We start from the raw sequence: 20,629 nt of genomic DNA, 5'->3' as shown, positions 1-20,629 counted from the left end.
TCACCTGGTCAGGACTCCAGCAGCGCCTGGCCGAGGTAGCCCCCGTCCGGCACGCCCGGCAGCACCGCGTACAGCCCGCTCGCCTCGTGCCGCAGGAAGGTGGTCAGCCCGTCCCCCCGGGAGAGCGAGCGCTGCACCGGCACGAAACCGTGCGCCGGGTCGGCCTGGAACGCCAGGAAGAGCAGCCCGGCGTCCGGGGCGCCGTCCGGCCGCACCCCGTCGGAGTACGAGAAGCCGCGCCGCAGCATTGCCGCACCGCCGTTCGAGGCGGGCGCGGCGATCCGGACGTGCGCGTCCGCCGGGACGGCCAGCGAGCCGTCCGGGTCCTGCTTGCCCAGGTCCACCGGGGTGGTCTCGGTGCCGCCGGACAGCGGCGCGCCGTCGGACTTGCGGCGCCCGACGATCCGCTCCTGACGGTCCGTCGGCAGCTGCTCCCAGTTGTCCAGCAGCATCCGGATCCGGCGGAACACCAGGTAGCTGCCGCCGGCCAGCCAGTCGGGGCCGGTGGCGAAGACCTTGGCGGCGAAGTCCGGGTCGGTCGGCTTGGGGTTGTTGGTGCCGTCGACCTGGCCCATCAGGTTGCGGCCGGTGCGCGGCTGGGCGGTGGCGCCGGGGGAGCGGGAGAAGCCGGACATCTGCCAGCGGGTGCCGGCGGTGCCGGCCGCCAACTGCTGGAGCACCCGCAGCGCGTGGTAGGCCACCAGCGCGTCGTCCGCGCAGACCTGGAGCAGCAGGTCGCCGTCGCTGCGCGAGCGGTCGATCGCGTCCTGCGGGAAGTCGGGCAGCGGGGCGAGCTGCGGCGGGCGGTGCGCGGCCAGGCCGAGCTTGTCGAAGAACGTCGCGCCGAGCCCGACCGTGACGGTGAGCGAGCTGGGTCCGGCGTCCAGCGCGATCTGGTTCTCGTGCGAGTCGGCCGGCTCGCCGAGCGCCATGTCGCCGGCCGTCCTGGTCCAGCGCTTGAACAGCTCCTGCACCGCCTGCCGGGTGGCACCCGGCGCCAGGTCGAGGGCGAGCAGCTCGATCCGGGCCTGCGGCGGCTGGACGATCCCCGCCTGGTGCGGCCCGTGGAAATCCACCCGGGCCGCGCCCAGGCTCACCTGGTGCGGCTGCCCGGGCACCGCCACCGCGCGACCGAAGGCCCCCGCCGCCGCCCCCGCGGCCAGTCCCGCCCCGGCCCCGCCGAGCAGGGTGCGGCGGGAGAAGCCGGCGTACTTCATCGTGTCTCCTTCTCCAGCGCGTGAACGCCGGTCGACCGGCCCCGCCGCCGACCCGACCGGGCCGGCGGCGGGGCGGCTGTCACTTGATCGTCAGCTGCTTGGTCTCGGTGTCCTGGTCGATGTCGTCGGAGCGGACCACCACGGCGGCCACCCACTCGCCCGCGATCGGCAGCTGGGCGGTGCCGGTCCAGGTGCCGGTGCCGCTCTTGGTGAGGGTCACCGGGAGCGGGCCGAGGTCGCGGTCCGGCAGCGTGAACGAGACGTCGGTCTCCGGCACGTCGACCGGCGCGCCCGAGGCGTCGGACACCACCAGGGTGAGCTGGTTGGGGCCGCTGGTCGCCGGGTTCACGGTGAGCGTGGCGGTGCCCTTGGCGCCCGGGCCCTTGCCGCCGGTGTCGTAGGGCAGCTTCAGCTCCACCGGACGCCCGGTGCTGCTGCCCGTGCCGGCCGAGGGTGCGGCCGGCGCGGCCTGGGCCACCTGCGCGGCCACCCGCCCGGGCGGGGAGTTGGTCAGGACCGTGGTCACCGCCAGCACGCCGATCGCGATCACCGCCTCGATCAGCACCGAGCGCCGCAGACCGGCGTGCACCGGCGTGCCGTCCTGCGCCCGGCGCTGCTTCGCCCGGGCCAGCGCGGCCCGCTGCCGGTCCAGCTGGGCCCGGCGCTCGGGATCGGCGTCGGCCCCTGCGCTGTCCCCGGCCCCGCCGCTGCCTTCGGCCGCCGCGGCGGCCGGCACCTCGACCGGGACGTCGGCCCCGTCGACAGCCGTGTCCGCGGTGCCCGCCGTCCGCAGCCGCCCGGTCCAGCGCCGGGAGAACCAGGCCGTCCCCAGCATCCCCAGCACCAGCGCGACCTTGACCAGCACCAACTGCCCGTACTCCGTGCCGGTCAGCGCCGACCACGAGCCGACGCCCCGCCAGGCCTGGTAGACCCCGGTGACCACCAGGACCCCGACCGAGACCAGCGCCACCGTGGAGAACCGCGCCGCCACCGCCGCCCCGGCCCCGTGCCGCAGCCCGACCAGCAGCGTCACCAGGCCGCCCAGCCAGCAGGCCATCGCGATCAGGTGCAGCAGGTCGAACGGCAGCGCCACCCCGACCTGGATGCCGACCGCCGCGTGGTCCGCCGCCGACCAGGTGGCGGCCAGCCCGAGCGCCAGCAGCAGCCCGCCGACCCCGAGCGCGAGCCGGGCCTCGCGCTGCGGCCGCTCGGCGGCCCGCCGCTCCAGCTCCCGCAGCTCCCGCTCCTCGGGGTCGTCCGGGTCGGCACCGGCTGCCGCGGGCCGTGCTGACGCCCCGTCAGTGTCCTCTTCTTCCGGCTCGGTCGCCCCGAGCTGGCCGACCAGCAGCGAGAGGAACACCCCGCCCGCCGCGAGCAGCAGCAGCCGGGCCGCCAGCGCGGTGCCCAGCCGTTCGTTCAGCGTGCCGCGGACCAGCGTCAGGTTCAGCACCTGTCCCAGCCCGGTCCCCTGCTCGTACGGCCCGCGCAGCAGCAGCACCGCCACGGTGGCCGCCAGCAGTGCCACCCAACCGCCCATCAGCAGCCGTTGCACCGGCCGCACCGAGGCCCCGCGCGGCCAGCAGAGCAGCACGAACGCGGCCACCCCGACCAGCACCGCGAAGGCCCCGTAGGCGACCGCCCGCCCGATGCCGTAGAGCGCGGCCACCGTCTGGTCGGCGTTCTCGCCCTGCACCGCCGCCGGGTTGACGCTGGTGTCGGAGGGCGCGCCGATCGAGAAGGTGAAGGCCCCGCCGACCACGTGGGTGTCCTCCGAGACCGCCCGCCAGGCCACCGTGTAGGTGCCGTTCGCCAGCCCGGGCCGCAGCCCGACGGTCGCGGTGTCGCCCTTGCCGTCCGCGTGGCCGGGACTCCCGGTGTCCACCTGCTTGCCGGCCGGGTCGAGCACCCGCACCGCGTCGTCGGAGAGCGTCACGTTCTCGCTGAAGGTGAGCGTGACCGCGGTCGGCTCGGTGGCGACCACCGAGTTCTGCGCGGGGTCGGTCTGCAGCAGCGCGGCGTGCGCGCTGGCGGCGCCGGCCGTGCCGAGCACCAGCAGCAGCGCGGCCGTCAGGGTGGTGAACCAGGCAAGGGCTTTGCGCATCGGTGGGTCAGCTCCCGGGACGGTAGGTGAGCGGTTTGACCGGAACCTGGACGGCGATGGTGCCGCCCTTCGCGAAGGTGAGGTCGAGTTCGAGCTGGTCGCCGACGGCCGGCTGCTTCTGCCAGCCCATGATCATCAGGTGCGCGCCGCCGCGGGCCAGCTGGAGCGTGCCGTGGGCCGGCACCGCCATGCTGTCCACCTCCTCCATGCTGGTGTCGGTGGACCGGTGCATGGTGATCGATCCGGCGCCCGGGCTGGACACCCGGACCAGGGTGTCGGCGGTGGAGCCGGTGTTGCGCACCGTCAGGTAGCCGGCCGCCATGGCGTCCCCGGCCGGCATCGGGATGTACGGGTCGGCGACGGTCAGCCGCACCCCGGCCGGGGTCTGCGCCGAGCCTCCCTCGGCCACGGCTATCGCGCCGGCGGTCAGCACGGCCGCCAGGCCCGCGCCGGTCAGCGCCACTCGGTTGAAGCGGGCGGCCATCAGGCGGGCACCCCCTTGGCGAGCAGCGGCAGGTCGTGGGCGAAGACGTCCTGGCTGGTGTTGCTCAGGTAGAGCACGTGGGCCTTGTCGTCGGAGGGGAGGAAGGCCAGCACCTGGGCGCCGTGCGAGGAGGTGACGGTGCCGTCCTTGTTCACCACCGGGTCCTCGACCAGGATGCCGAGCGACCGGGCGGCCGCCTTCACCTGGGTCAGGTCGCCGGTCATCCCGATGAAGTCCTTGTCGAAGGAGTCCAGCCAGGTGCGCAGCACCTTCGGGGTGTCCACCTGCGGGTCGGTGGAGACGAAGACCACGTCGATCTTCGCGCGCTCCTCGGGGGTCAGCTTCTGCATCGCCACGCCGATGTCGCCCATGGTGGTCGGGCAGACGTCCGGGCAGCTGGTGTAGCCGAAGAAGAGCAGCGTGGTCTTGCCGGCGGTCCGCTGGCGCAGGTCGAACGGCTGGCCGCTGGTGTCGCTCAGGGTCAGGTCGGGCTTGTCGAAGTGCTTGCTCAGCACGGTGCCCTGGTAGGGCGAGTTGCTCGCCTCCTTGGAGACGATGGCGGCGGCCGAGTTGGAGTTCGAGCCCGAACCGGAGCCGCAGGCGGTCAGCGAGAGCGCGGCGGCCAGCGCGAGGGCGGCGGCCCCGGCGATCCGGCGGCGGTTTGTGGTCGGCAGGGGAGGCATGGCGGGTCCTTCGGTTCGCGGGAGGGGCCCGCCGGGACCGCCGCCACATGGCGGCGGTCCCGGCGGACGGTGGATCAGGAGGCGCTGCCGGCGCCCTTGCGGCGCAGGCCCAGCACGCCGAGGGCGGCGCCGAGCGCGCCGACCACGATGCCGACCACGGCCAGCGTGCGGGCGGTGGAGTCGTCGGACTTCGGCGCGGCACTGGTGGTGGCGCCGTCCTGGGAGGCCGTCACCTGCTGGCCGGCGGCGGGGGAGGCGGTGGCCGCGGCCTTGGTCAGGTGCAGCACGGGGGCCGGGTGGGCCGGCTCGGGCTGGCCGTCCTTGGCCTCGTCGATCCACCGGACCACGGTGCCGTCGTCCTTGGTCTGCAGGGCCTTGAAGACCAGCTGGTCGGCGTCGGCGGGCAGCGGGCCGAGCGAGACCTTGAACTCCTGGAACTGGCCGGGGCCGATCTTGCCGGTCTGGTCGGCGGTCCAGGTGATCTTGGAGACGGCGCTGGTGATGCTGCCGCCCTCGGTCTTGACCGGCGCGGGCAGCTGGCTCTTGTCCACCTGCACCGTCCAGCCGGGCAGCGGCTGGGTGTTGACCGAGCTGATCGGGTGGTCGGCGGGCAGGGTGACCTCCAGCTTCACGGTGCTGGCGGTGTCGCTCTCATCGGGCACCCGGAAGGCCACGGCGGTGTAGCCGCCCTGGGTGGCGGTGCCGGGCTGCACGGTGACGTGCGCGAAGGCGGGGACGGCGGTGGCCAGCACGCCGGCGGCGGCGAGCACGACGGCGCCGGCCGAGAGCCGACGGGTGGAGGCGGGAAGCGAACGCATCGGTGCGGTCTCCATCTGGGGCGGGGCACTGGAGGTGCCTCCCAGCCGTCGGGCTGGGGGCGGGTGCCCCGGAACTGTGGGGTCGGTCGGGCGTCTGACGCGCCGACACCACCCCCGCAGTCGGATGGGGGTACCCCGGCCGAAGACCGGGGGAGGCTCAGCGCGCCCAGGCCGCCGCGGGCGGACCGCGCCGCACCACGCTGTGCCGCAGCACCACCGCCACCGGCAGCCGGTGCCGTTCCGGGCGGCGGCGCACCGGCCGCGGCCGCTCGGCCGTCAGACCGCGCAGCAGCGCGGCCAGCAGGGCCAGCGCCCGGTAGAGCGGGGCGGTCCAGCGGGTCAGCTCGCGCGCCGCCCGGCCGGCGCTGCGCACCAGCCGCCACAGCGCCGCCTCGCCGCAGCGCAGCCACCAGCCCGCGACGACGGCGGCCAGCAGGTGGCCGAGCAGCATCGCGGGGGTCAGGCCGAACAGCCACCACGGGCCGTGCGCCATCGGGGCGGCGGCCGCGACGGCGTGCGGGTCCAGGCCCGCCGCGCCGACCAGGGCCGCCGGGTCGGTGCCGGGCGGCAGCATGCCGCGCATCCCCGGCATGTCGTTGCAGACCAGTCGACCCGCCAGCTGATCCAGCGTCAGGCCGCCGGTGCCGGCCGTCGCGGCCTGGCCGACGGTGTGGAAGAGCAGGTGCAGGCCGAGCTGGCCGATCCCGAGCGCGCCGGCGATGCCGGCCAGCGAGCGCTCCCGGCCGCCGAGCGCGGCGCTGGGCAGCAGCACGGCGGTGAAGCCGAGCGCCACGGTGCGCGGGGCCACCGGGCAGCCCTGGGCCAGGTGGTGGCCGAGCGCCGCGATCAGCGTGCAGACCGCCGCGAACGGCACCGCACGCAGCAGCCGCAGGTCCCAGCCCGCACCGCGCGGCGCGGGTACGCCGAAGCGCCGGGGGGCCGGCTCGGCGGCGCCCGGGGTCGCGGCGGGACGGTGGCTGCTCATGGCCGGGTCATCATCTCACCGGCCCGCCGCGCCGCCTGGGGGCACCCCCGGCCGAAGGCTGGGGGAGGGCGCCCCCAGGCGGACCGGCGCGCGGGGCGCGGCACGCCATCGGCCGAATGGGCGGACCGCTCGCCGAGCGACGGTTCACCGCGCGTACCCGAGGCAATACCTAGTTGTATGTGGAGCCCCAGCCAGGAGGGACCGGTCGTGGACATCTGGTGGACTCTGCACCTCAAGCGCGAGCTGGCCAGCGTTCCGCTGGCCCGGCGGATCCTGCTCAACACCCTGGCGACGGCCAAGGTGGCGGAGAGCATCGCCCAGGACCTCGCGCTGGCCCTCACCGAGGCGTGCGCCAACGCGGTCGAGCACGCGCGCGGTGACGACGGCTTCCAGGTGACCGCGGCGCTGGACGGCGAGCTGCTGCGGATCGAGGTGGTGGACTCCGGGCCCGGACTGCCCGCCGCACCGCGCCTGCTGCCCCCGCCGCCCCCGCACCGGCCGTCCACCAGTCGCTCGCTAGCCCCGCACGGCCACCCGCGCCGCCGCCGGGGCCGCGCCTCGCTGCCCGCCCCGGGCCCGGTGCACCGCTCCCGCCCCACCGCCTACGACGTGCACGTGCTCCCACCGCGCCGCCCCGCCCCGGCCGCCCCGCGCCTGCCCGACCTGGACCACTTTCCCGACCCCACCGCCGAGAGCGGCCGCGGCCTCCTGCTGATCCGCGCCCTCACCGACCAGGTCCGCCTGCACAACCACCCCCAACGCGGCGCCATCGTCAGCTTCGAGAAGCACCTCACCCCCACCCCGGACCCCCTGCTGCGCGTCGCCTCCTGATCCCGGCCCGCCGGCGGCGGCCCCCTACCCTGCCCCCATGACCGACTGGGACCTCAGGAAGCTGCGGATTCTGCAGGCGCTGGACGAGTGCGGCACGGTGACGGCGGCGGCCGGGCGGTTGCGGCTGACGCCGTCGGCGGTGTCGCAGCAACTCGCGGCGCTCGCGCGGCAGGTGGGGGCGCCGCTGCTGGAGCCGTACGGGCGGCGGGTGCGGTTGACCCCGGCGGCCCGGCTGCTGCTCCGGCACGCCGACCGGGTGTTCGGTCAACTGGAGCAGGCCGAGGCCGAGTTGGCCGGCTACCTGCACGGGGAGGCGGGCGAGGTGCGGATCGGTGCGTTCGCCACCGCGATCACCGCGCTGGTGGTGCCGGCGGTGCTCGCGCTGCGGGAGCGGGCGCCGGAGCTGCGGGTGCGGGTGGTGGAGGCCGAGGCCGCCGAGGCGGTGGAGCTGCTGGCGGCCGGCGAGGTGGACCTCTCGCTCTCGCTCAACGTCCAGGGCGCGGACCCCCGGTTCGTCCAGCGCACCGTGCTCGACGACCCGCTGGACCTGGCGCTGCCGCTGGACCACCGGCTCGCCCACCGGCCGCTGCGGCTGGCCGACCTGGCCGACGAGCCGTGGATCTTCGGCGGCGCCGGCCCGTGGCGGGACATCACCCTGGGCGCCTGCGCGGAGGCCGGTTTCGTGCCGGAGCTGGCGCACGTGGCGGCCGACTGGGCGGCGATCCTGGCGCTGGTCGGGGCGGGCCTGGGGGTGGCCCTGGTGCCCCGGCTGCTGGGCGGTGGCGGCCGGGGCGTGCTGGTCCGGGCGCTGCCCGCGGACCGGCCGAGCCGCCGGGTGGTGGCCGCCGTGCGCACCGGCACCGAGCAGGTCCCGCCGGTCCGCCGGCTGCTGGACGCGATCGTTCAGTCTGCCTCAACGATTCAGTCAGTTATTTGAGATGGACCTGAACGGTTGCCCGCTCGCACAGTTGAGCCATGACCTCCGACGACCTCGGCTACGCCGACTACCAGCCCCTGCCCGCCGACCTCCCCTTCCTGCTGCTGCCCGACCTCGCCGACCGCCGCCTCGGCGCCGGCGTGCCGGCGGCCGGCGACGAGTTCTTCGCCGAGCGGGAGAACCTGCTGCGCCCCGAGCGTCCGGTCTTCCGCCCGCACACCTTCGGCCCCAAGGGCCAGCTGATGGACGGTTGGGAGACCCGCCGCCGGCGCGGCAGCACCGCCCACCCGCACCCCGCCGCCGAGGAGCACGACTGGGCGCTGATCCGCCTCGGCCTGCCCGGCACGGTGCACGGCCTGGTGGTGGACACCGCCCACTTCCGCGGCAACCACCCCCAGCTGGTCTCGGTCGAGGCCGCCGCACTGCCCGGCACCCCGAGCCCGGCCGAGCTGCTCGACCCGGCCACCGAGTGGCACGAGCTGCTCGCCCCCGCCCCGGTGCGCGGCCACGCCGCCAACGCCTTCCCGGTCGCCGACCCGCGCCGCTGGACCCACCTGCGCCTGCGCCAGTACCCCGACGGCGGCATCGCCCGCCTGCGGGTGCACGGCGAGCCCCGCCCCGACCCGGCCTGGCTGGCCGCCCTGGGCAGCTTCGACCTGGCCGCCCTGGAGCACGGCGGCCGGGTGGAGGACGCCTCGGACCGCTTCTTCTCCCCGCCGGTCAACCTGATCCTGCCGGGCCGCTCCCGGGTGATGGGCGAGGGCTGGGAGACCCGCCGCCGCCGCGACGGCGGTCACGACTGGGTGCGGCTGCGGCTGGCCGGCCGGGGCACCGTGCGCGCGGTGGAGATCGACACCGCCAACTACCTGGGCAACGCCGCCGGCTGGGCCGCCCTGCACGCCTTCGACGCCGCCGCCCCGGGCGCCGGCGACCCGGCCGACCCCGCGGCCCCGGGCTGGTCCGAGCTGCTGCCCCGCACCGAGCTGCGGCCGGACACCCTGCACCGCTTCGTCCTGCCGACCTGCCACCCGGCCACCCACGCCCGCCTGGACGTCTTCCCGGACGGCGGCATCGCCCGTCTGCGCCTGCACGGCAGCCTCGCCTAGCGTCTGCCCCCGCCGGGGAGCACTGTGGAGTCATGTTGCACAAGATGCACGCCGAATACGGCGATCAGGGCAGGTCAGGACCGGTGGCGCGGTGGCACATGGTCCAGGACGAGAAGCACGTGGGCCTGTGCGGCCGTGACCTGCCCGAGGACGCGGCCACCCTGGACTCCACCGAGTGGGGCCGCACCGAGGAGCCGTGCTGCCGCCAGTGCGGGGTGGTCTGGTTCCAGTCCGTCCCGTTCCTGGCGGACGAGCACGACCGCTCGTCCTACCTCAACAAGTAGCACGAGCAGCCCGGCGGTCAGCGGTAGGCGGCCGTCCCGGTGATGGCCTCGCCGAGCACCAGGGTGTGGATCTCGCTGGTCCCCTCGTAGGTCAGCACGGACTCCAGGTTGTTCGCGTGCCGCAGCACCGGGTAGGCGGTGGTGATCCCGTTGGCGCCCAGCACGGTCCGGGCGCTGCGGGCGATCTCCAGCGCGCTGCGCACGTTGTTCAGCTTGCCGAAGCTGACGTGCGCCGCCCGGGCCGCGCCGGCCTCCTTGAGCCGGCCGATCCGCCAGGCCACCAGGTGCGCCTTCTCCAGCTCCAGTGCCATCTCGACCAGCTTCTCCTGGGTGAGCTGGAAGCCCGCGATCGGGCGGCCGAACTGCACCCGGCTCTTCGAGTAGTCCAGCGCCGCCTGGTAGCAGTCCCGGGCCGCGCCGACGGTGCCCCACAGGATGCCGTAGCGCGCCTCGTTGAGGCAGGAGAGCGGACCGCGCAGCCCGCTCACCCCGGGCAGCACGGCGTCGTCCGGCAGCACCACCTCGTCGAAGTGCAGCTCGCTGGTGACCGACGCGCGCAGCGAGAGCTTGCCGTGCACGTCGGTCGCCGTGAAGCCGCGGGTGCCGCGCGGCACCAGGAACCCGCGCACGCCCTGCTCGGTCTGCGCCCAGACCACGGCGACGTCGGACGCGCTGCCGTTGGTGATCCACATCTTCGAACCGGAGAGCACCCAATCTCCCCCACCCTCCGGGCGGGAGGTGCCCCCACGCCCCTTGCGGCGGGCGGTGGTGCGCATCCCGGCCGGGTCGGAGCCGAAGTCCGGCTCGGTCAGGCCGAAGCAGCCGATCAGCTCGCCGGCCGCCATGCCCGGCAGCCACTGCTGCTTCTGCTCCTCGGAGCCGAAGGCGTGGATCGCCCGCATCGCCAGCGAGCCCTGCACCGAGACGAAGCTGCGCAGCCCGGAGTCGGCCGCCTCCAGCTCCAGGCAGGCCGCTCCGTACGCCACCGCGCCGGCCCCGGCGCAGCCGTACCCGTCCAGGTGCATGCCGAGCAGGCCCAGCGCGCCCAGTTCGGGGGCGAGTTCGCGGACGGGGAAGACGCCCCGCTCGAACCAGTCGGCGATGTGCGGGCGGATCCGCTCGTCGGCGAACCTGCGCACGGTGCTCTGGATCAGCCGCTCCTCGTCGGTGAGCAGGTCGCCCACGGCCAGCAGGTCGATCGGGTCGGGTCCGGTCATGCGAGCACTCCCTGGTGGGTGAGGGTTACTGAGGGGTTGTCGTGTGCCGGACCATCCGTATCAGCCTTTACGCTGGCGGGAAAGCAGTGTGCGGAGCAGTGTGTGCGCCACGCCGCACGGGCGGCGGTTCCCAGGGAAAGACGGTGGTGGGCAGTGACGGATCCCACGACGGACGGCCGGGTGCAGAAGGGCAACGAGACCCGGCGGCTGGTGCTTTCGCGCGCGGTCGCGATCGCCTCGGTCGAGGGACTCGGCGGGCTCTCGCTGGGTCGGCTGGCCACCGAGCTGGAGCTGAGCAAGAGCGGGGTGTTCGCGCTCTTCGGCTCCAAGGAGGAGCTGCAGTTGGCCACCGTCCGGGCCGCCCAGCGGATCTACTGGGACGCGGTGCTGGCGCCGGTGCAGCAGCTGCCGGTCGGGGTCGGCCGGATCTGGGCGCTGGCCGAGCAGTGGCTGGAGTACTCGCGCACCAGGGTCTTCCCGGGCGGCTGCTTCTTCTACGCGGTGGGCGCGGAGTTCGACGCCCAGCCGGGGCGGGTGCGGGACGCGCTGGCGGAGGCCAGCCTGGCCTGGCACCGGATCGTGCTGGACGAGCTGGTGGCGGCCCGGGCGGCCGGCGAGCTGCGCGAGGACGCCGATCTGGACCAGCTGGCCTTCGAGCTGACCAGCTACCTGGAGATGGCCAACGCGCTCTCGCTGCTGCACGGGGACGAGACCCCGTACCAGCGGGCCCGGCGCTCGGTGCTGCTGCTGCTGCGCTCGGAGGCGCGGGACGAGACGCAGGTGCCCGCGGTCTGAGACCGCGGGCACCCGGTGGTGCGGGGCGGATCAGCCGCCGCTCTTGCGGCGGAAGGTGCGCTTGCCGCCGGCCGCGCCGTGGGCGCCGTGGATCTTGGAGTCGCCGGACTTGCCGCCGCCCGCGGCGTCGCTCTTCGCGCCGTGCTTGCGCTCCAGGGCGGCCAGGAACTTGGCCTTCACGTCCTCCGCGGGAGTCTCGGCGGGCTCGGCAGGGGAGCCCTCCTGTTGGTCGGCCGCGTTTGCCTCGGTGCTGGTCATCCGAACCTCCTGGACGGTCTGGCTGCTTCGTACTGGAGCCACTGTGTCACGTCCGGCTGTTGGCGTGCGGTCAGTTTCCCCTGGTGGGCCGGGTGGGCCGGTCGCGGAAGGTGGGGCCGCCGATGAAGAAGAGCAGGGCCAGGGTCGGGAACCCGAGACCCGCCAGCGTGACCAAGATCGCCTGCCACCACATGCGCTCTGCCCGTCTCTTGAGGGACTGTCCGATATGTGACGCTAAGTGAAGTTCTGACGGTGCGCCAGCCAACCCGCCGCAACCGCCCGTCCGGGCGAACCGCGGCCGGATGCTGCCGGATCCCGCCCCCGGCGGCGCACACTGGGGCCATGCAGGTAGAGCTGGCCGCCGCCCCGCCACCACCAGGCCTGGGCTTCGCCGCGGCCACCCCCGAGGCGGTGGTGCTGCTTGAGGGCGCCCCGACCGCCGCCGCGCCCTCCGTCGAGTGCCGGCACGGCACCGCCTGGTTCGTCCGCCGGCTCGGTGTGCACCTGCTGGCCCGGCTGACCGACCGCCCCGACCGCTCGATCGCCGAGTGCCTGGCCGACGCGGTTGCGGAGACGGCCGCGCTGCACGGCGGGCGGTGCGACCTGGCCGACCCGGCCAAGGCACCCGCCGCCGCGGTGCTGGCCGCCCGGGTGCACGGGGGCTCGCTGGAGTACCTGGTGTTCGGCGCGGGGCAGCGGCTGCGGCTGGAGCGGGTCGAGGGGCCGGCGCTGGTGGTGGCCGACCGGGGCGGCGTCGGGCACCCGGTCGGCGCCTCGCCGCGCGCGGCCGAGCGGGCCCGCACCGGCTTCGAGCCGCTGGCCGGGCTGCACGCGCTGGCCGTGCCGGACGGCGGGGCCGGGCACCTGCTGCGCGCGCTGGTCTGAGGCCGCGCCGGACAGCCGTCTGACGCCGGGTCAGAACGGGATCGGCCGGCCGTCCCGGAAGAAGCCGCCGGTCGGCCCGTCGTCCGGCAGGGTGGCCGCCCAGACCACGCCCGCCGCGCCCTCGGCGACCGGGCGCCCGCCGCTGCCGCCCATGTCGGTGGCGACCCAGCCGGGGCAGACGGCGTTCACCAGGATCCGGTCGGCGGCCAGATCGCGGGCCAGCATCCGGGTCAGCCCGTTCAGCGCCAGCTTGCTGATCGAGTAGGCGGGGGCGCCCGGCCCCAGGTCGTCCAGGGCGCCGGCGCCGCTGGAGACGTTGACGATCCGGGCGTGCCGGGAGGCGCGCAGCAGGGGCAGCAGGGCCTGGGTGAGCTGCCAGGGGCCGAGCAGGTTGGTCTCGGCGGCCTCCCGGACCACGGCCAGGTCGGCGGTGCTGACCCGCTGCCAGGTGTCGTAGTGGATGGCCGCGTTGTTCACCAGCACGTCCAGCCGGCCGTAGCGCTCGCGCAGGTGCTGGGCGAGCCGGTCGGCGTCGGCGGTGCTGGTGACGTCCAGCCGGGCCGGGTGGACGGCGGGGCCGATCCGCTCGGCGGCGAGCCGGGCGGCCTCGGGGTCGCGGGCGGCCAGCACCACCCGGTGGCCGAGCGCGGCGAGCTGGCGGCAGGTCTCCAGGCCGATGCCGCGGTTGCCGCCGGTGACCAGGCTGACCGGGCCGTCGGGGCTGTCGGGGCTCTTCGCGCGGGTGTCTGCGGGCATCGGCCCAGGCTACGCGGCGGGTTTGAACCTAGAGGAGTTATTCCTTTGCCTAGAACCCCTAGGCAACTTAGAGTCGGAGTCATGAAGCCAGTCACCGATCAGGACATCCGCAACTCGTTCGTCAACTGCTCGAAGGGCGAGGCGAAGCGGCTCAACCTCCCGCGCGACCTGGCCGAGCTGCCCTGGGCCGACCTGGACTTCCTCGGCTGGCGGGACCCGGGGGCGCCGGACCGCAGCTACCTGGTGCTGGAGCGCGACGGCGGGCTCACCGGCCTGTCGCTGCGGTTCTCCGCCCAGTACCGCGGCTACCTGCGCAGCAACATCTGCAGCCTCTGCCTCACCGTGCACAGCGGCAGCGGCGTCGCGCTGCTCACCGCCCGCAAGGCCGGCGCGGCGGGCCGCGAGGGCAACTCGGTCGGCGCCTACATGTGCACCGACCTGGCCTGCCCGCTCTACATCCGCGGCAGCCGCCAGCCGCAGGGCACCGGCGGCCGGATCGAGGAGTCGCTCACCGTCGAGCAGCAGATCGCCCGGCTGCACGCCAACCTGGACGCCTTCCTGGTCAAGGTGCTGGCCTGACGGCCGGCCGGACCAGGCCCAGTTGGAGGGCCAGCGCCGCCGCCTCGGTGCGGGAGGCGGCGCCCAGCTTGGGCAGCAGGTTGGAGACGTGCACCCCGGCGGTCTTCGCCGAGATGAAGAGCCGCTCGCCGATCTCCCGGTTGCTCCGGCCCTGCGCGACCAGCTCCAGCACCTCCAGCTCGCGCGGGGTCAGGCCGAGGCGGTCGGCGGCCGCGCCGGCCAGCCGCTCCCGCGCGGTCAGCTCGGCGATCCGCCCGGCCAGCGGGCGGGCGCCCAGCCGCTCGGCCAACCCGGCGGCTTCGCGCAGCAGTTCGGATCCGTCGGGGCGGTCGCCGGCGGTCAGTGCCGCCTGACCGGCCCGGAGCAGGGCCTGGGCCAGTGGATACGGCTGGTCCAGCGCCCGCCAGGCGGCCACCGCGGGCGCCCAGTCGGCCCCGGCCCAGGCCTGCGCGGTGACCCGCTCGGCGCGCTCGACCGGTCCTGGTGCGGCCATCGCGTCCGTCAACTGGCCGAGTTTCGCGGCCCGTTGACGCACCGTGGCAGCCGCCGCCGGCTGCCGCGCGCCCAACGCCGCGCCCAGCTCGTTCACCTGGTACCCGGCCAGCAGCAACGGCCATGCCTCGGTGGCGTGTTCGGGCAGCTCGGGATCGTCCAGCAGCTCGCCGAGCAGCCGGTCGGCAGCCGGCCAGTCGCCCTCGGCCAGCCGGTGCAGCACGGCCAACTCCCGCTCCGGCAGCCGGAACCCGGGCCCCGGGTAGCCGGCCGCGAACGGCACTGCTGCCGCCTCGGCCGCCGCCGCGGCCTGCGCCGGCTCGCCCTCCGCCAGGTCGAGCAGCCCCCGGGTGGTGAGCAGCACCGCGCGGTAGAGCGGGGGCGGCTCCTCGGACAGCGCCCGCTCCAGCACCTCCCGGGCCTGCGGCCAGCGGCCCAGCCGGAAGAGCGCGTCGGCCAGCATCGAGGCCAGCACCGCGCCCCGGTTCCCGGCCAGCCCGCGCCGGGTGGCCAGCGCCAGCCCGCGCTCGGCGGTCCGCACGGCCTCCGGGTAGTCGCCGACGGCCTTGTGTGCCATGGTCAGCATCACGGTCGCCAGCACCAGGGTGTCGTCGTCCTCGGCCACCGCCGCCAGCCGCAGCGCCTCGGCGCAGGCCGCCACCGCCGCCGGGTGCTCGCCGGCCCGGGAGCGCCCGGCGGCCAGCGTGACCAGGGCGAGCGCCCGCACCGCCGGGTCGTCCGCCGTCTCGCCCAGGCGCAGCGCCTCGCCCGCCGCCGTGGCCGCCTCGGCATGCCGGGAGAGCACGGCCAGTCGGCTCGCCAGGGTGGCGAGCAGCCGCCCGCGCACCCCGGAGGGCCCGCACGGCAGCAGGCCCACCGCCTCGCGCAGGTCGTCCAGCCCGCTCTGGCCCTGACGGTGCTTCAGCAGGCTGCGGGTCTCCAGCAGCAGCGCCCGTTCGGCGGGATCGGCCGTGACGGCCAGTGCGGCGTCGGCGAGCTCCAGGCCGCGCACCGTCGCCCGGGCGTCCAGCGCCGCCCGCACGGCCGCCCGCAGCACCTCGGGCTCGGCCCGCGGCTCGGTCAGCATCCGTTCCAGCAGCCGGAGTTCCTCGCCGTAGGCGTAGCCGGCCCGGGCCGCCGCGGCCGCCGTCCAGGCCGCCCGGTAGGCGGCCTCCCGTTCGCCCGCCGCGTGCCAGTGCAGGGCCAGCGCCGCCGCGGCCTGGCCGGCCGGCAGCAGCGCGGGATCGGCGGTCAGCGCCCGGGCGCAGGCCGCGTGCAGCCGCCGCCGCTCGCCCGGCAGCAGTTCCTCGGCGACCGCCGCGCGCAGCAGCGCGTGCCGGAACGCGTAGCCCTCCTCGCCGGCCAGCAGCAGCCCGCGCCGCACGGCCGGCCGCAGCGCCGCCTCCAGCTCGGGCTCCGGCTGCCCGGCCACCGTGGCCAGCAGCGCCGGGCCGACCGGCTCGCCGAGCACCGCGGCCGCCCGCAGGCCCGCCTGGGCCGACTCGGGCAGCTCCCGCACCCCGGCCAGCAGCAGGTCGCGCAGCGGCGCCGGGGTGCGGTCGCCGGGGGAGTCGAGCAGCGCGCCGGCGAACAGCGGGTTGCCGCCGCTGCGCCGGTGCACCTCGGCCAGCCGGGCGGCGGAGAGCCCGTCGCCGGCCAGCCGGGCCAGGTCGGCCGGGCCGAGCGGGCCCGGGTCCACCCGGCGCACCTGCGGCAGCCGGGCCAGCGCGGCCAGCAGGGCGCGCACGGGGTGGCCGTCGGCCGGTTCGTCGTCGCGGTGGGTGACCAGCAGCAGGGTCCGGGGCGCGGCCAGGTTGCGGACCAGGAAGAGCAGCAGTTCGGCGCTGGCCGGGTCGGCCCAGTGCACGTCCTCCAGCACCAGCACCAGCCCGCGGTCGGCGGCCGCGGCCTCCAGCAGCGCCAGCAGCTCCTCGAACAGCCGGGCCCGGCGGTCGCCCTCGGGGGCCGGGCCGAGGCCGGGCAGCCAGTGCGCGAGCGCGTACGGGCCGGGGCCGGGCAGCCGGGTGGTCAGCCAGTCGGGGCCGTACAGTCGCAGCAGCCGGCGCAGCACGGCGGTGAACGGCGCGTACGGCAGCCCGTCGGCGCCGAGCGCCAGGCAGCCGCCGGTCAGCACCAGGTCCGGCAGGCCGGTGGTGAACTCGGTGACCAGGCGGGTCTTGCCGATCCCCGGCTCGCCGCCGACCAGCACGGTGACCGGTTCGCCGGCCGCGGCCTCGCGGTGGGCCGCGGCGAGGGCGGCGAGCTCGGCGTCCCGGGCGAGGAGGGTCATGCGGGGATCCTAGTCGCGGAACCAGCCTGATGATCATGGGATCTGAGCCTGCGTCGGTTGGGGAGCGGCCGAATCTGAAGACCCGACTAAGCCGTTTGCCCAAGGTGCTCAGCAGGCCTGCCGGGCGAAGCTCGGTGCCGGCGGCGCCCGTCGCCGAACCGCTCGCCGAACGGGGACGCACACGATGATCGACACGCTGCGCCGCAGACTGCTGCTTCCGGTGATCCTGCTGGCCACCTTCATGGCCTCCTTCGACTACATGGTGGTCAACGTGGCCGCCCCCTCGCTCGCCCACGACCTGCACGCCGGCCAGGCCGCGCTGGAACTCGTGGTCGGCGGCTACGGGTTCAGCTACGCGGCCGGGCTGATCACCGGCGGCAAGCTGGGCGACCTGTTCGGGCACCGGCGGGTCTTCCTGCTCGGGGTCGGCGCCTTCACGGTCGCCTCGCTGCTCTGCGGACTCGCCGGCAGCCCGGGGCAGTTGGTCGCCGCCCGGCTGCTCCAGGGGCTGGCCGCCGCCGCGATGGCACCGCAGGTGCTGGCGCTGATCACGCGGCTCCTCCCGGGCGAGCAGCGGGCGCGGGCGCTCGGCTGGTTCGGCGTCGCGCTGGGCACCGGCGGCATCGCGGGGCAGGTGCTGGGCGGTCTGCTGCTCCAGGCCGACCCGTTCGGGCTGGGATGGCGGGTGATCTTCCTGGTCAACCTGCCGGTCGGGGTCGGCACCGTCGCCGCGGCCACCCGGCTGCTGCCGCGGCCGGTGCGGACGGCCGAACCGGTGCAGCCCCAGCCGGTGGCCGCGCGCAGCGGTGGCCGGACCGCACTGGCCGACCCGCCCGCGCCCGCCGCAGCCGTTGCGCCGCCGACCCGGCCGAGGCTCGACCTGCCCGGCGTGCTCGGCCTGGCCGCCTCGCTCGCGCTCGCCCTGGTCCCGCTGGTGCTCGGCCGGGAGGCCGGCTGGCCGCTCTGGAGCTGGCTCAGCCTGGCCGCCGCCGCGCCCGCGCTCGCCGCCACCCTGTCCTGGGAGCGCCGGCTCGCCCGGACCGGCCGGGAGCCGCTGCTCGACCTCGCGCTCTTCCGCGGCCGCACGTTCAGCACCGGGCTGCTGATCAACGCCTGCGTGCTGGCCGCCATCGGCAGCCAGCTCTTCACCACCACCCTGCTGCTGCAGGCCGGCCTCGGCCTGGACTCCCGCGCCGCCGGGCTGGAGTTCCTGCCGCTCGGCCTCACCACGATGGCCGCCTCGCTGCTCGGGCGGCGCCTGATCGCCCGGTTCGGCCGCCGGGTGCTGGTCGCCGGCACCCTGCTGAGCACCGCTGCCGCCGTGCTGCTCGCGCTGACCCTGGAGCTCTCCGGGGGCGGGGTGCGCCCGGTCGAGCTGATCGCCCCGCTCGCCCTCACCGGCTTCGGCAACGGCCTGACCCTGCCCGCCCTGATGGCCGCGGTGCTGGCCACCGTGGCCCCGGCCCGGATCGGCGCCGCCTCCGGAGTGCTCACCACCACCCAGCAGTTCGCGGGCGCCTCGGGCGTGGCCGCGGTCGGCGCGGTCTTCTTCGCCACCCTCGGCACCGCCGGCTCGCCCGGCGCCTACGCCGCGGCCGCCGCCTCGGCCGCCTGGGTGATCGCCGCGCTGATGGCCGCCGCCACGGTCCTGGTGGGCGTGCTGCTGCGGCCCGGCCGGTCCTGACCTTCGCTCAGCTGCTCAACTTCTTCACTGCGGCGCACAGTTCGGTGGCCAGCCGGTCGTCCACCGGTCCGTGCAGGTCGATCATCCGGTACCACATCGTGCCGAACACCATGTCGACCGCCAGCTCCAGCGGCACGGTCCACCGGGCGTCCAGCCGCTCCAGCAGTCCCCGGAGCAACTCCCGCCGCCGGCCGGTGTGTTCGGCGAGCCCGGCGGCGATCTCCGGGTCGTCCAGCGCCTCGGCGACCAGGATCAGCAGCACCGTGCGGCTCGGCCCGTCCTGGGTGAGCGCGAAGGTCGCGGTGAGGAAGGCGAGCAGGTCGGCCTCGGGGTCGCCGGTCAGCTCGGGTTCGGCCCGCTCCCGGCTCAGCTCGGTGAGCGCCTCCATCAGCACCGCGGCCGGGGCGGACCACCAGCGGTAGACGGTGGCCCGGCCCACCCCGGCGGCCTCGGCGATGCCCTTCATGGTCACGGCGGGGTAGCCGTCCCGCTCCAGCAGGGTCAGCGCCGCGGTCAGCACGGCCTGCCTGGCCTCGTCACTGCGCGGTCGGCCGCGCGCTCGGTCGTTCATGCCGCCACTTTACAAGACAGGGTGACTCGAAATATAAATGAGTCATCGTGACTCGTAACTTTCTCGGGGGAGTGGCACCCATGTCGGAACGCATCGTGATCATCGGCGGCACCGCGGGCATCGGACTCGCGGCCGCCAAGCACTTCGAGAAGGACGGCCACCGGGTGGTCATCGCCGGCCGCGACGCGCAGCGCCTGGCCGCCGCACTGGAGCAGCTGGGCAGCACCGCCGAGGGCCGCACGGTGGACGCCGGCTCGCCCGAGTCGCTGGCCGAACTCTTCGCCGCAGTCGGCGAGTTCGACCACCTGGTGGTCACCGTCGCGCCGCACGGCGGTGCCGGCCCGGTGGCCGACCTGCAGCGCGAGCAGCTGCGCGCACTGACCGACGGCAAGCTGGCCGCCCACCTGCTCGCCGTCCAGGCCGCGCTGCCGACGCTGCGCGCCGACGGCTCGATCACCCTGGTCGGCGCGGTCACCGCGCACCTGGGCATGGCCGGCACGGCGGCACTCGCGGCGGCCAACGGGGGCGTGGAGGCGGCCTCCCGGGCGCTCGCGGCCGAGCTCGGCCCGCGCCGGGTCAACGCCGTCTCCCCGGGCGTGGTGGACACCGACTGGTGGGACTGGCTGCCCACCGAGGCCCGCGAGGGCGCGCTCGCCCAGACCGCCGCCGCCCTCCCGGTCGGCCGGATCGGCCGCCCCGAGGACGTGGCCCACGCCATCGCCTTCCTGGTGGAGAACACCTACACCACCGGCATCAGCCTGATCGTCGACGGCGGCGCGCGGTTGCAGCGCGGCTGACGCCCGGGCCCGGGGCCGGCCCGTGCCGGCCCGGCCCCGGGCTCACTGCTCCAGGTCCGCCGCCCGGCCGGCGTTGCGCGCGGCGATCTCCTGCAGCGCCGCCAGGTGGGCGGCCAGCCGGGCCCGGCCGGCGGGTGTGAGGGAGAGCCAGGTCCGGGGCCGCTTGCCCACGTAACCCTTGCGGACCGCCACGTGGCCGGCGGCCTCGAACGCGGCCGCCAGCTTGCTCAACGCCGGCTCCGACAGGCCGCACTCCTCGCGGACCGTCCGGAACTCGGCCTCGGCGCAGCCGGAGAGGAACGCGACCACCGCCAGTCGGTTGGGGTGGTGGAACGCGCTCTCCAGGCCGTCGGCCGCGGTCACCGGGCCCTCCGGGCCAGCCGGAACCACTCCGAGGCGCCCAGCGCGATCCCGGAGAAGACCAGCATCCAGGCGAGGCCGACCGTGGCCCAGAGCGCCACGTCGACGACCATCACGACCAGGCTCGGCAGCACGTCGATCCAGCGCTGCCTGCTGTCCCGCTCGGCCAGCCGTGGGACGACGCCGCCCCGGCGGCCGAGCCGGGCGCTGAGGCCGAGCACCCCGGCCCAGGTCACTACCGCCACGGCCAGCAGCGGCCAGCGCAGCGCCGGTTGAACCGACGTCATCAGTGCGACCCCGAGCGCGATCGACCCCGCGGCGTGCAGGCCCGCGCCCACCGGCGGGTACCAGCCGGGCAGGCGGCTGCGCGCGGCGGCCCGTCGTGCGTCGGCGGCGATCCCGAGGGCTTGCTGCGCGTCCATTCCCCACCCCTGACTCGACCTCGGGCCGGGCCGGAAGGGCCCGCCCTGTTGATCTGATGATGGCATCTACTTTCCAA

The 20,629-nt window shown here is 75.8% G+C and carries 23 protein-coding genes; 9 read left to right on the top strand and 14 right to left on the bottom strand.

Translation table 11 applies throughout. The features are described 5' to 3' along the window. Window positions 1–8 precede the first annotated feature (8 nt). The 6 genes from efeB to FHX73_RS12190 all read right to left on the bottom strand — a co-directional run bounded on the left by efeB (window position 9) and on the right by FHX73_RS12190 (window position 6,288). Window positions 9–1,217, bottom strand: coding sequence for an iron uptake transporter deferrochelatase/peroxidase subunit (gene efeB, locus FHX73_RS12215; RefSeq protein WP_145905032.1), 1,209 nt, complete (start codon window positions 1,215–1,217; stop codon window positions 9–11). A 79-nt stretch (window positions 1,218–1,296) separates the two neighbouring features. Continuing rightward, a complete protein-coding gene (locus FHX73_RS12210; protein ID WP_145905031.1) occupies window positions 1,297–3,318 on the bottom strand; it encodes a copper resistance CopC/CopD family protein in 2,022 nt (673 codons plus the stop codon). A gap of 7 nt (window positions 3,319–3,325) precedes the next feature. Next, window positions 3,326–3,802, bottom strand: coding sequence for a copper chaperone PCu(A)C (locus FHX73_RS12205; protein ID WP_145905030.1), 477 nt, complete (start codon window positions 3,800–3,802; stop codon window positions 3,326–3,328). After that, window positions 3,802–4,485, bottom strand: coding sequence for an SCO family protein (locus FHX73_RS12200; RefSeq protein WP_145905029.1), 684 nt, complete (start codon window positions 4,483–4,485; stop codon window positions 3,802–3,804). The genes FHX73_RS12205 and FHX73_RS12200 overlap by 1 nt, the downstream gene beginning before the upstream one ends. 74 nt (window positions 4,486–4,559) lie before the next feature. Beyond that, window positions 4,560–5,303 (bottom strand): YcnI family copper-binding membrane protein, encoded by a 744-nt coding sequence (locus tag FHX73_RS12195; RefSeq protein WP_211786178.1) that lies wholly within the window; start codon window positions 5,301–5,303, stop codon window positions 4,560–4,562. 157 nt (window positions 5,304–5,460) lie between these two features. Then, window positions 5,461–6,288, bottom strand: coding sequence for a hypothetical protein (locus FHX73_RS12190; RefSeq protein WP_246213481.1), 828 nt, complete (start codon window positions 6,286–6,288; stop codon window positions 5,461–5,463). A gap of 207 nt (window positions 6,289–6,495) precedes the next feature. On the opposite strand from FHX73_RS12190, the gene FHX73_RS12185 reads away from it, so the two are divergent. The 4 genes from FHX73_RS12185 to FHX73_RS12170 are packed head-to-tail and all read left to right on the top strand — an operon-like array spanning window position 6,496 to window position 9,446. Beyond that, the gene (locus FHX73_RS12185) at window positions 6,496–7,119 is read left to right on the top strand and encodes an ATP-binding protein (RefSeq protein WP_145905028.1); all 624 of its coding nucleotides are present in this window, start codon (window positions 6,496–6,498) and stop codon (window positions 7,117–7,119) included. 37 nt (window positions 7,120–7,156) lie between these two features. Further along, window positions 7,157–8,056: a LysR family transcriptional regulator gene (locus FHX73_RS12180; RefSeq protein ID WP_145905027.1), complete on the top strand. Its 900-nt coding sequence runs from the start codon at window positions 7,157–7,159 to the stop codon at window positions 8,054–8,056. Between the two features lie 38 nt (window positions 8,057–8,094). Next, window positions 8,095–9,162 (top strand): allantoicase, encoded by a 1,068-nt coding sequence (alc, locus tag FHX73_RS12175; protein ID WP_145905026.1) that lies wholly within the window; start codon window positions 8,095–8,097, stop codon window positions 9,160–9,162. A 32-nt stretch (window positions 9,163–9,194) separates the two neighbouring features. Next, complete coding sequence (locus tag FHX73_RS12170) at window positions 9,195–9,446, top strand: hypothetical protein (protein ID WP_145905025.1); 252 nt, start codon at window positions 9,195–9,197, stop codon at window positions 9,444–9,446. A 17-nt stretch (window positions 9,447–9,463) separates the two neighbouring features. Here FHX73_RS12170 and FHX73_RS12165 read toward each other — a convergent pair whose 3' ends face one another. Next, the gene (locus FHX73_RS12165) at window positions 9,464–10,663 is read right to left on the bottom strand and encodes an acyl-CoA dehydrogenase family protein (RefSeq protein WP_145905024.1); all 1,200 of its coding nucleotides are present in this window, start codon (window positions 10,661–10,663) and stop codon (window positions 9,464–9,466) included. A 153-nt stretch (window positions 10,664–10,816) separates the two neighbouring features. On the opposite strand from FHX73_RS12165, the gene FHX73_RS12160 reads away from it, so the two are divergent. Next, window positions 10,817–11,458, top strand: coding sequence for a TetR/AcrR family transcriptional regulator (locus FHX73_RS12160; RefSeq protein WP_145905023.1), 642 nt, complete (start codon window positions 10,817–10,819; stop codon window positions 11,456–11,458). 30 nt (window positions 11,459–11,488) lie between these two features. Here the strand turns inward: FHX73_RS12160 and FHX73_RS12155 are convergent, their stop codons facing one another. Together FHX73_RS12155 and FHX73_RS47150 are read right to left on the bottom strand one after the other, a co-directional pair. After that, complete coding sequence (locus FHX73_RS12155) at window positions 11,489–11,716, bottom strand: DUF5302 domain-containing protein (RefSeq protein ID WP_145905022.1); 228 nt, start codon at window positions 11,714–11,716, stop codon at window positions 11,489–11,491. A 70-nt stretch (window positions 11,717–11,786) separates the two neighbouring features. Beyond that, entirely contained in the window at window positions 11,787–11,909 is a 123-nt protein-coding gene (locus FHX73_RS47150; RefSeq protein WP_281292674.1) for a hypothetical protein, read from the bottom strand. Between the two features lie 149 nt (window positions 11,910–12,058). Between FHX73_RS47150 and FHX73_RS12150 the strand changes: the two genes are divergently transcribed. Continuing rightward, the gene (locus tag FHX73_RS12150; protein WP_145905021.1) at window positions 12,059–12,601 is read left to right on the top strand and encodes a hypothetical protein; all 543 of its coding nucleotides are present in this window, start codon (window positions 12,059–12,061) and stop codon (window positions 12,599–12,601) included. 30 nt (window positions 12,602–12,631) lie between these two features. On the opposite strand, the gene FHX73_RS12145 is transcribed toward FHX73_RS12150, so the two are convergent. Next, window positions 12,632–13,357 carry an SDR family oxidoreductase gene (locus FHX73_RS12145; protein ID WP_145905020.1) on the bottom strand — a complete coding sequence of 242 codons (726 nt, stop codon included), beginning with the start codon at window positions 13,355–13,357 and terminating at the stop codon, window positions 12,632–12,634. 81 nt (window positions 13,358–13,438) lie between these two features. Between FHX73_RS12145 and FHX73_RS12140 the strand changes: the two genes are divergently transcribed. Then, window positions 13,439–13,936 (top strand): FBP domain-containing protein, encoded by a 498-nt coding sequence (locus FHX73_RS12140; protein ID WP_145905019.1) that lies wholly within the window; start codon window positions 13,439–13,441, stop codon window positions 13,934–13,936. Here the strand turns inward: FHX73_RS12140 and FHX73_RS12135 are convergent. Then, window positions 13,920–16,718: an ATP-binding protein gene (locus tag FHX73_RS12135; RefSeq protein ID WP_145905018.1), complete on the bottom strand. Its 2,799-nt coding sequence runs from the start codon at window positions 16,716–16,718 to the stop codon at window positions 13,920–13,922. The two genes, FHX73_RS12140 and FHX73_RS12135, sit on opposite strands and share 17 nt — an antisense overlap. A gap of 184 nt (window positions 16,719–16,902) precedes the next feature. Between FHX73_RS12135 and FHX73_RS45565 the strand changes: the two genes are divergently transcribed. Further along, a complete protein-coding gene (locus FHX73_RS45565) occupies window positions 16,903–18,402 on the top strand; it encodes an MFS transporter (RefSeq protein WP_145905017.1) in 1,500 nt (499 codons plus the stop codon). Between the two features lie 7 nt (window positions 18,403–18,409). On the opposite strand, the gene FHX73_RS12125 is transcribed toward FHX73_RS45565, so the two are convergent. After that, window positions 18,410–18,973: a TetR/AcrR family transcriptional regulator gene (locus FHX73_RS12125; protein ID WP_145905016.1), complete on the bottom strand. Its 564-nt coding sequence runs from the start codon at window positions 18,971–18,973 to the stop codon at window positions 18,410–18,412. 80 nt (window positions 18,974–19,053) lie between these two features. Here FHX73_RS12125 and FHX73_RS12120 point away from each other — a divergent pair, with 80 nt between their 5' ends. Then, entirely contained in the window at window positions 19,054–19,770 is a 717-nt protein-coding gene (locus FHX73_RS12120; RefSeq protein WP_145905015.1) for an SDR family oxidoreductase, read from the top strand. Between the two features lie 42 nt (window positions 19,771–19,812). Here FHX73_RS12120 and FHX73_RS12115 read toward each other — a convergent pair whose 3' ends face one another. After that, on the bottom strand, window positions 19,813–20,133 hold the full coding sequence (locus tag FHX73_RS12115) for a transcriptional regulator (protein WP_145905014.1): 321 nt from the start codon (window positions 20,131–20,133) through the stop codon (window positions 19,813–19,815). Then, a complete protein-coding gene (locus FHX73_RS12110; RefSeq protein WP_145905013.1) occupies window positions 20,130–20,552 on the bottom strand; it encodes a hypothetical protein in 423 nt (140 codons plus the stop codon). The genes FHX73_RS12115 and FHX73_RS12110 overlap by 4 nt, the downstream gene beginning before the upstream one ends. Window positions 20,553–20,629 lie beyond the last annotated feature (77 nt).

Origin of the sequence: Kitasatospora viridis, from assembly GCF_007829815.1 — a bacterium.
Taxonomy (GTDB): domain Bacteria; phylum Actinomycetota; class Actinomycetes; order Streptomycetales; family Streptomycetaceae; genus Kitasatospora; species Kitasatospora viridis.
This window is presented reverse-complemented; position numbering and strand designations above follow the sequence as displayed.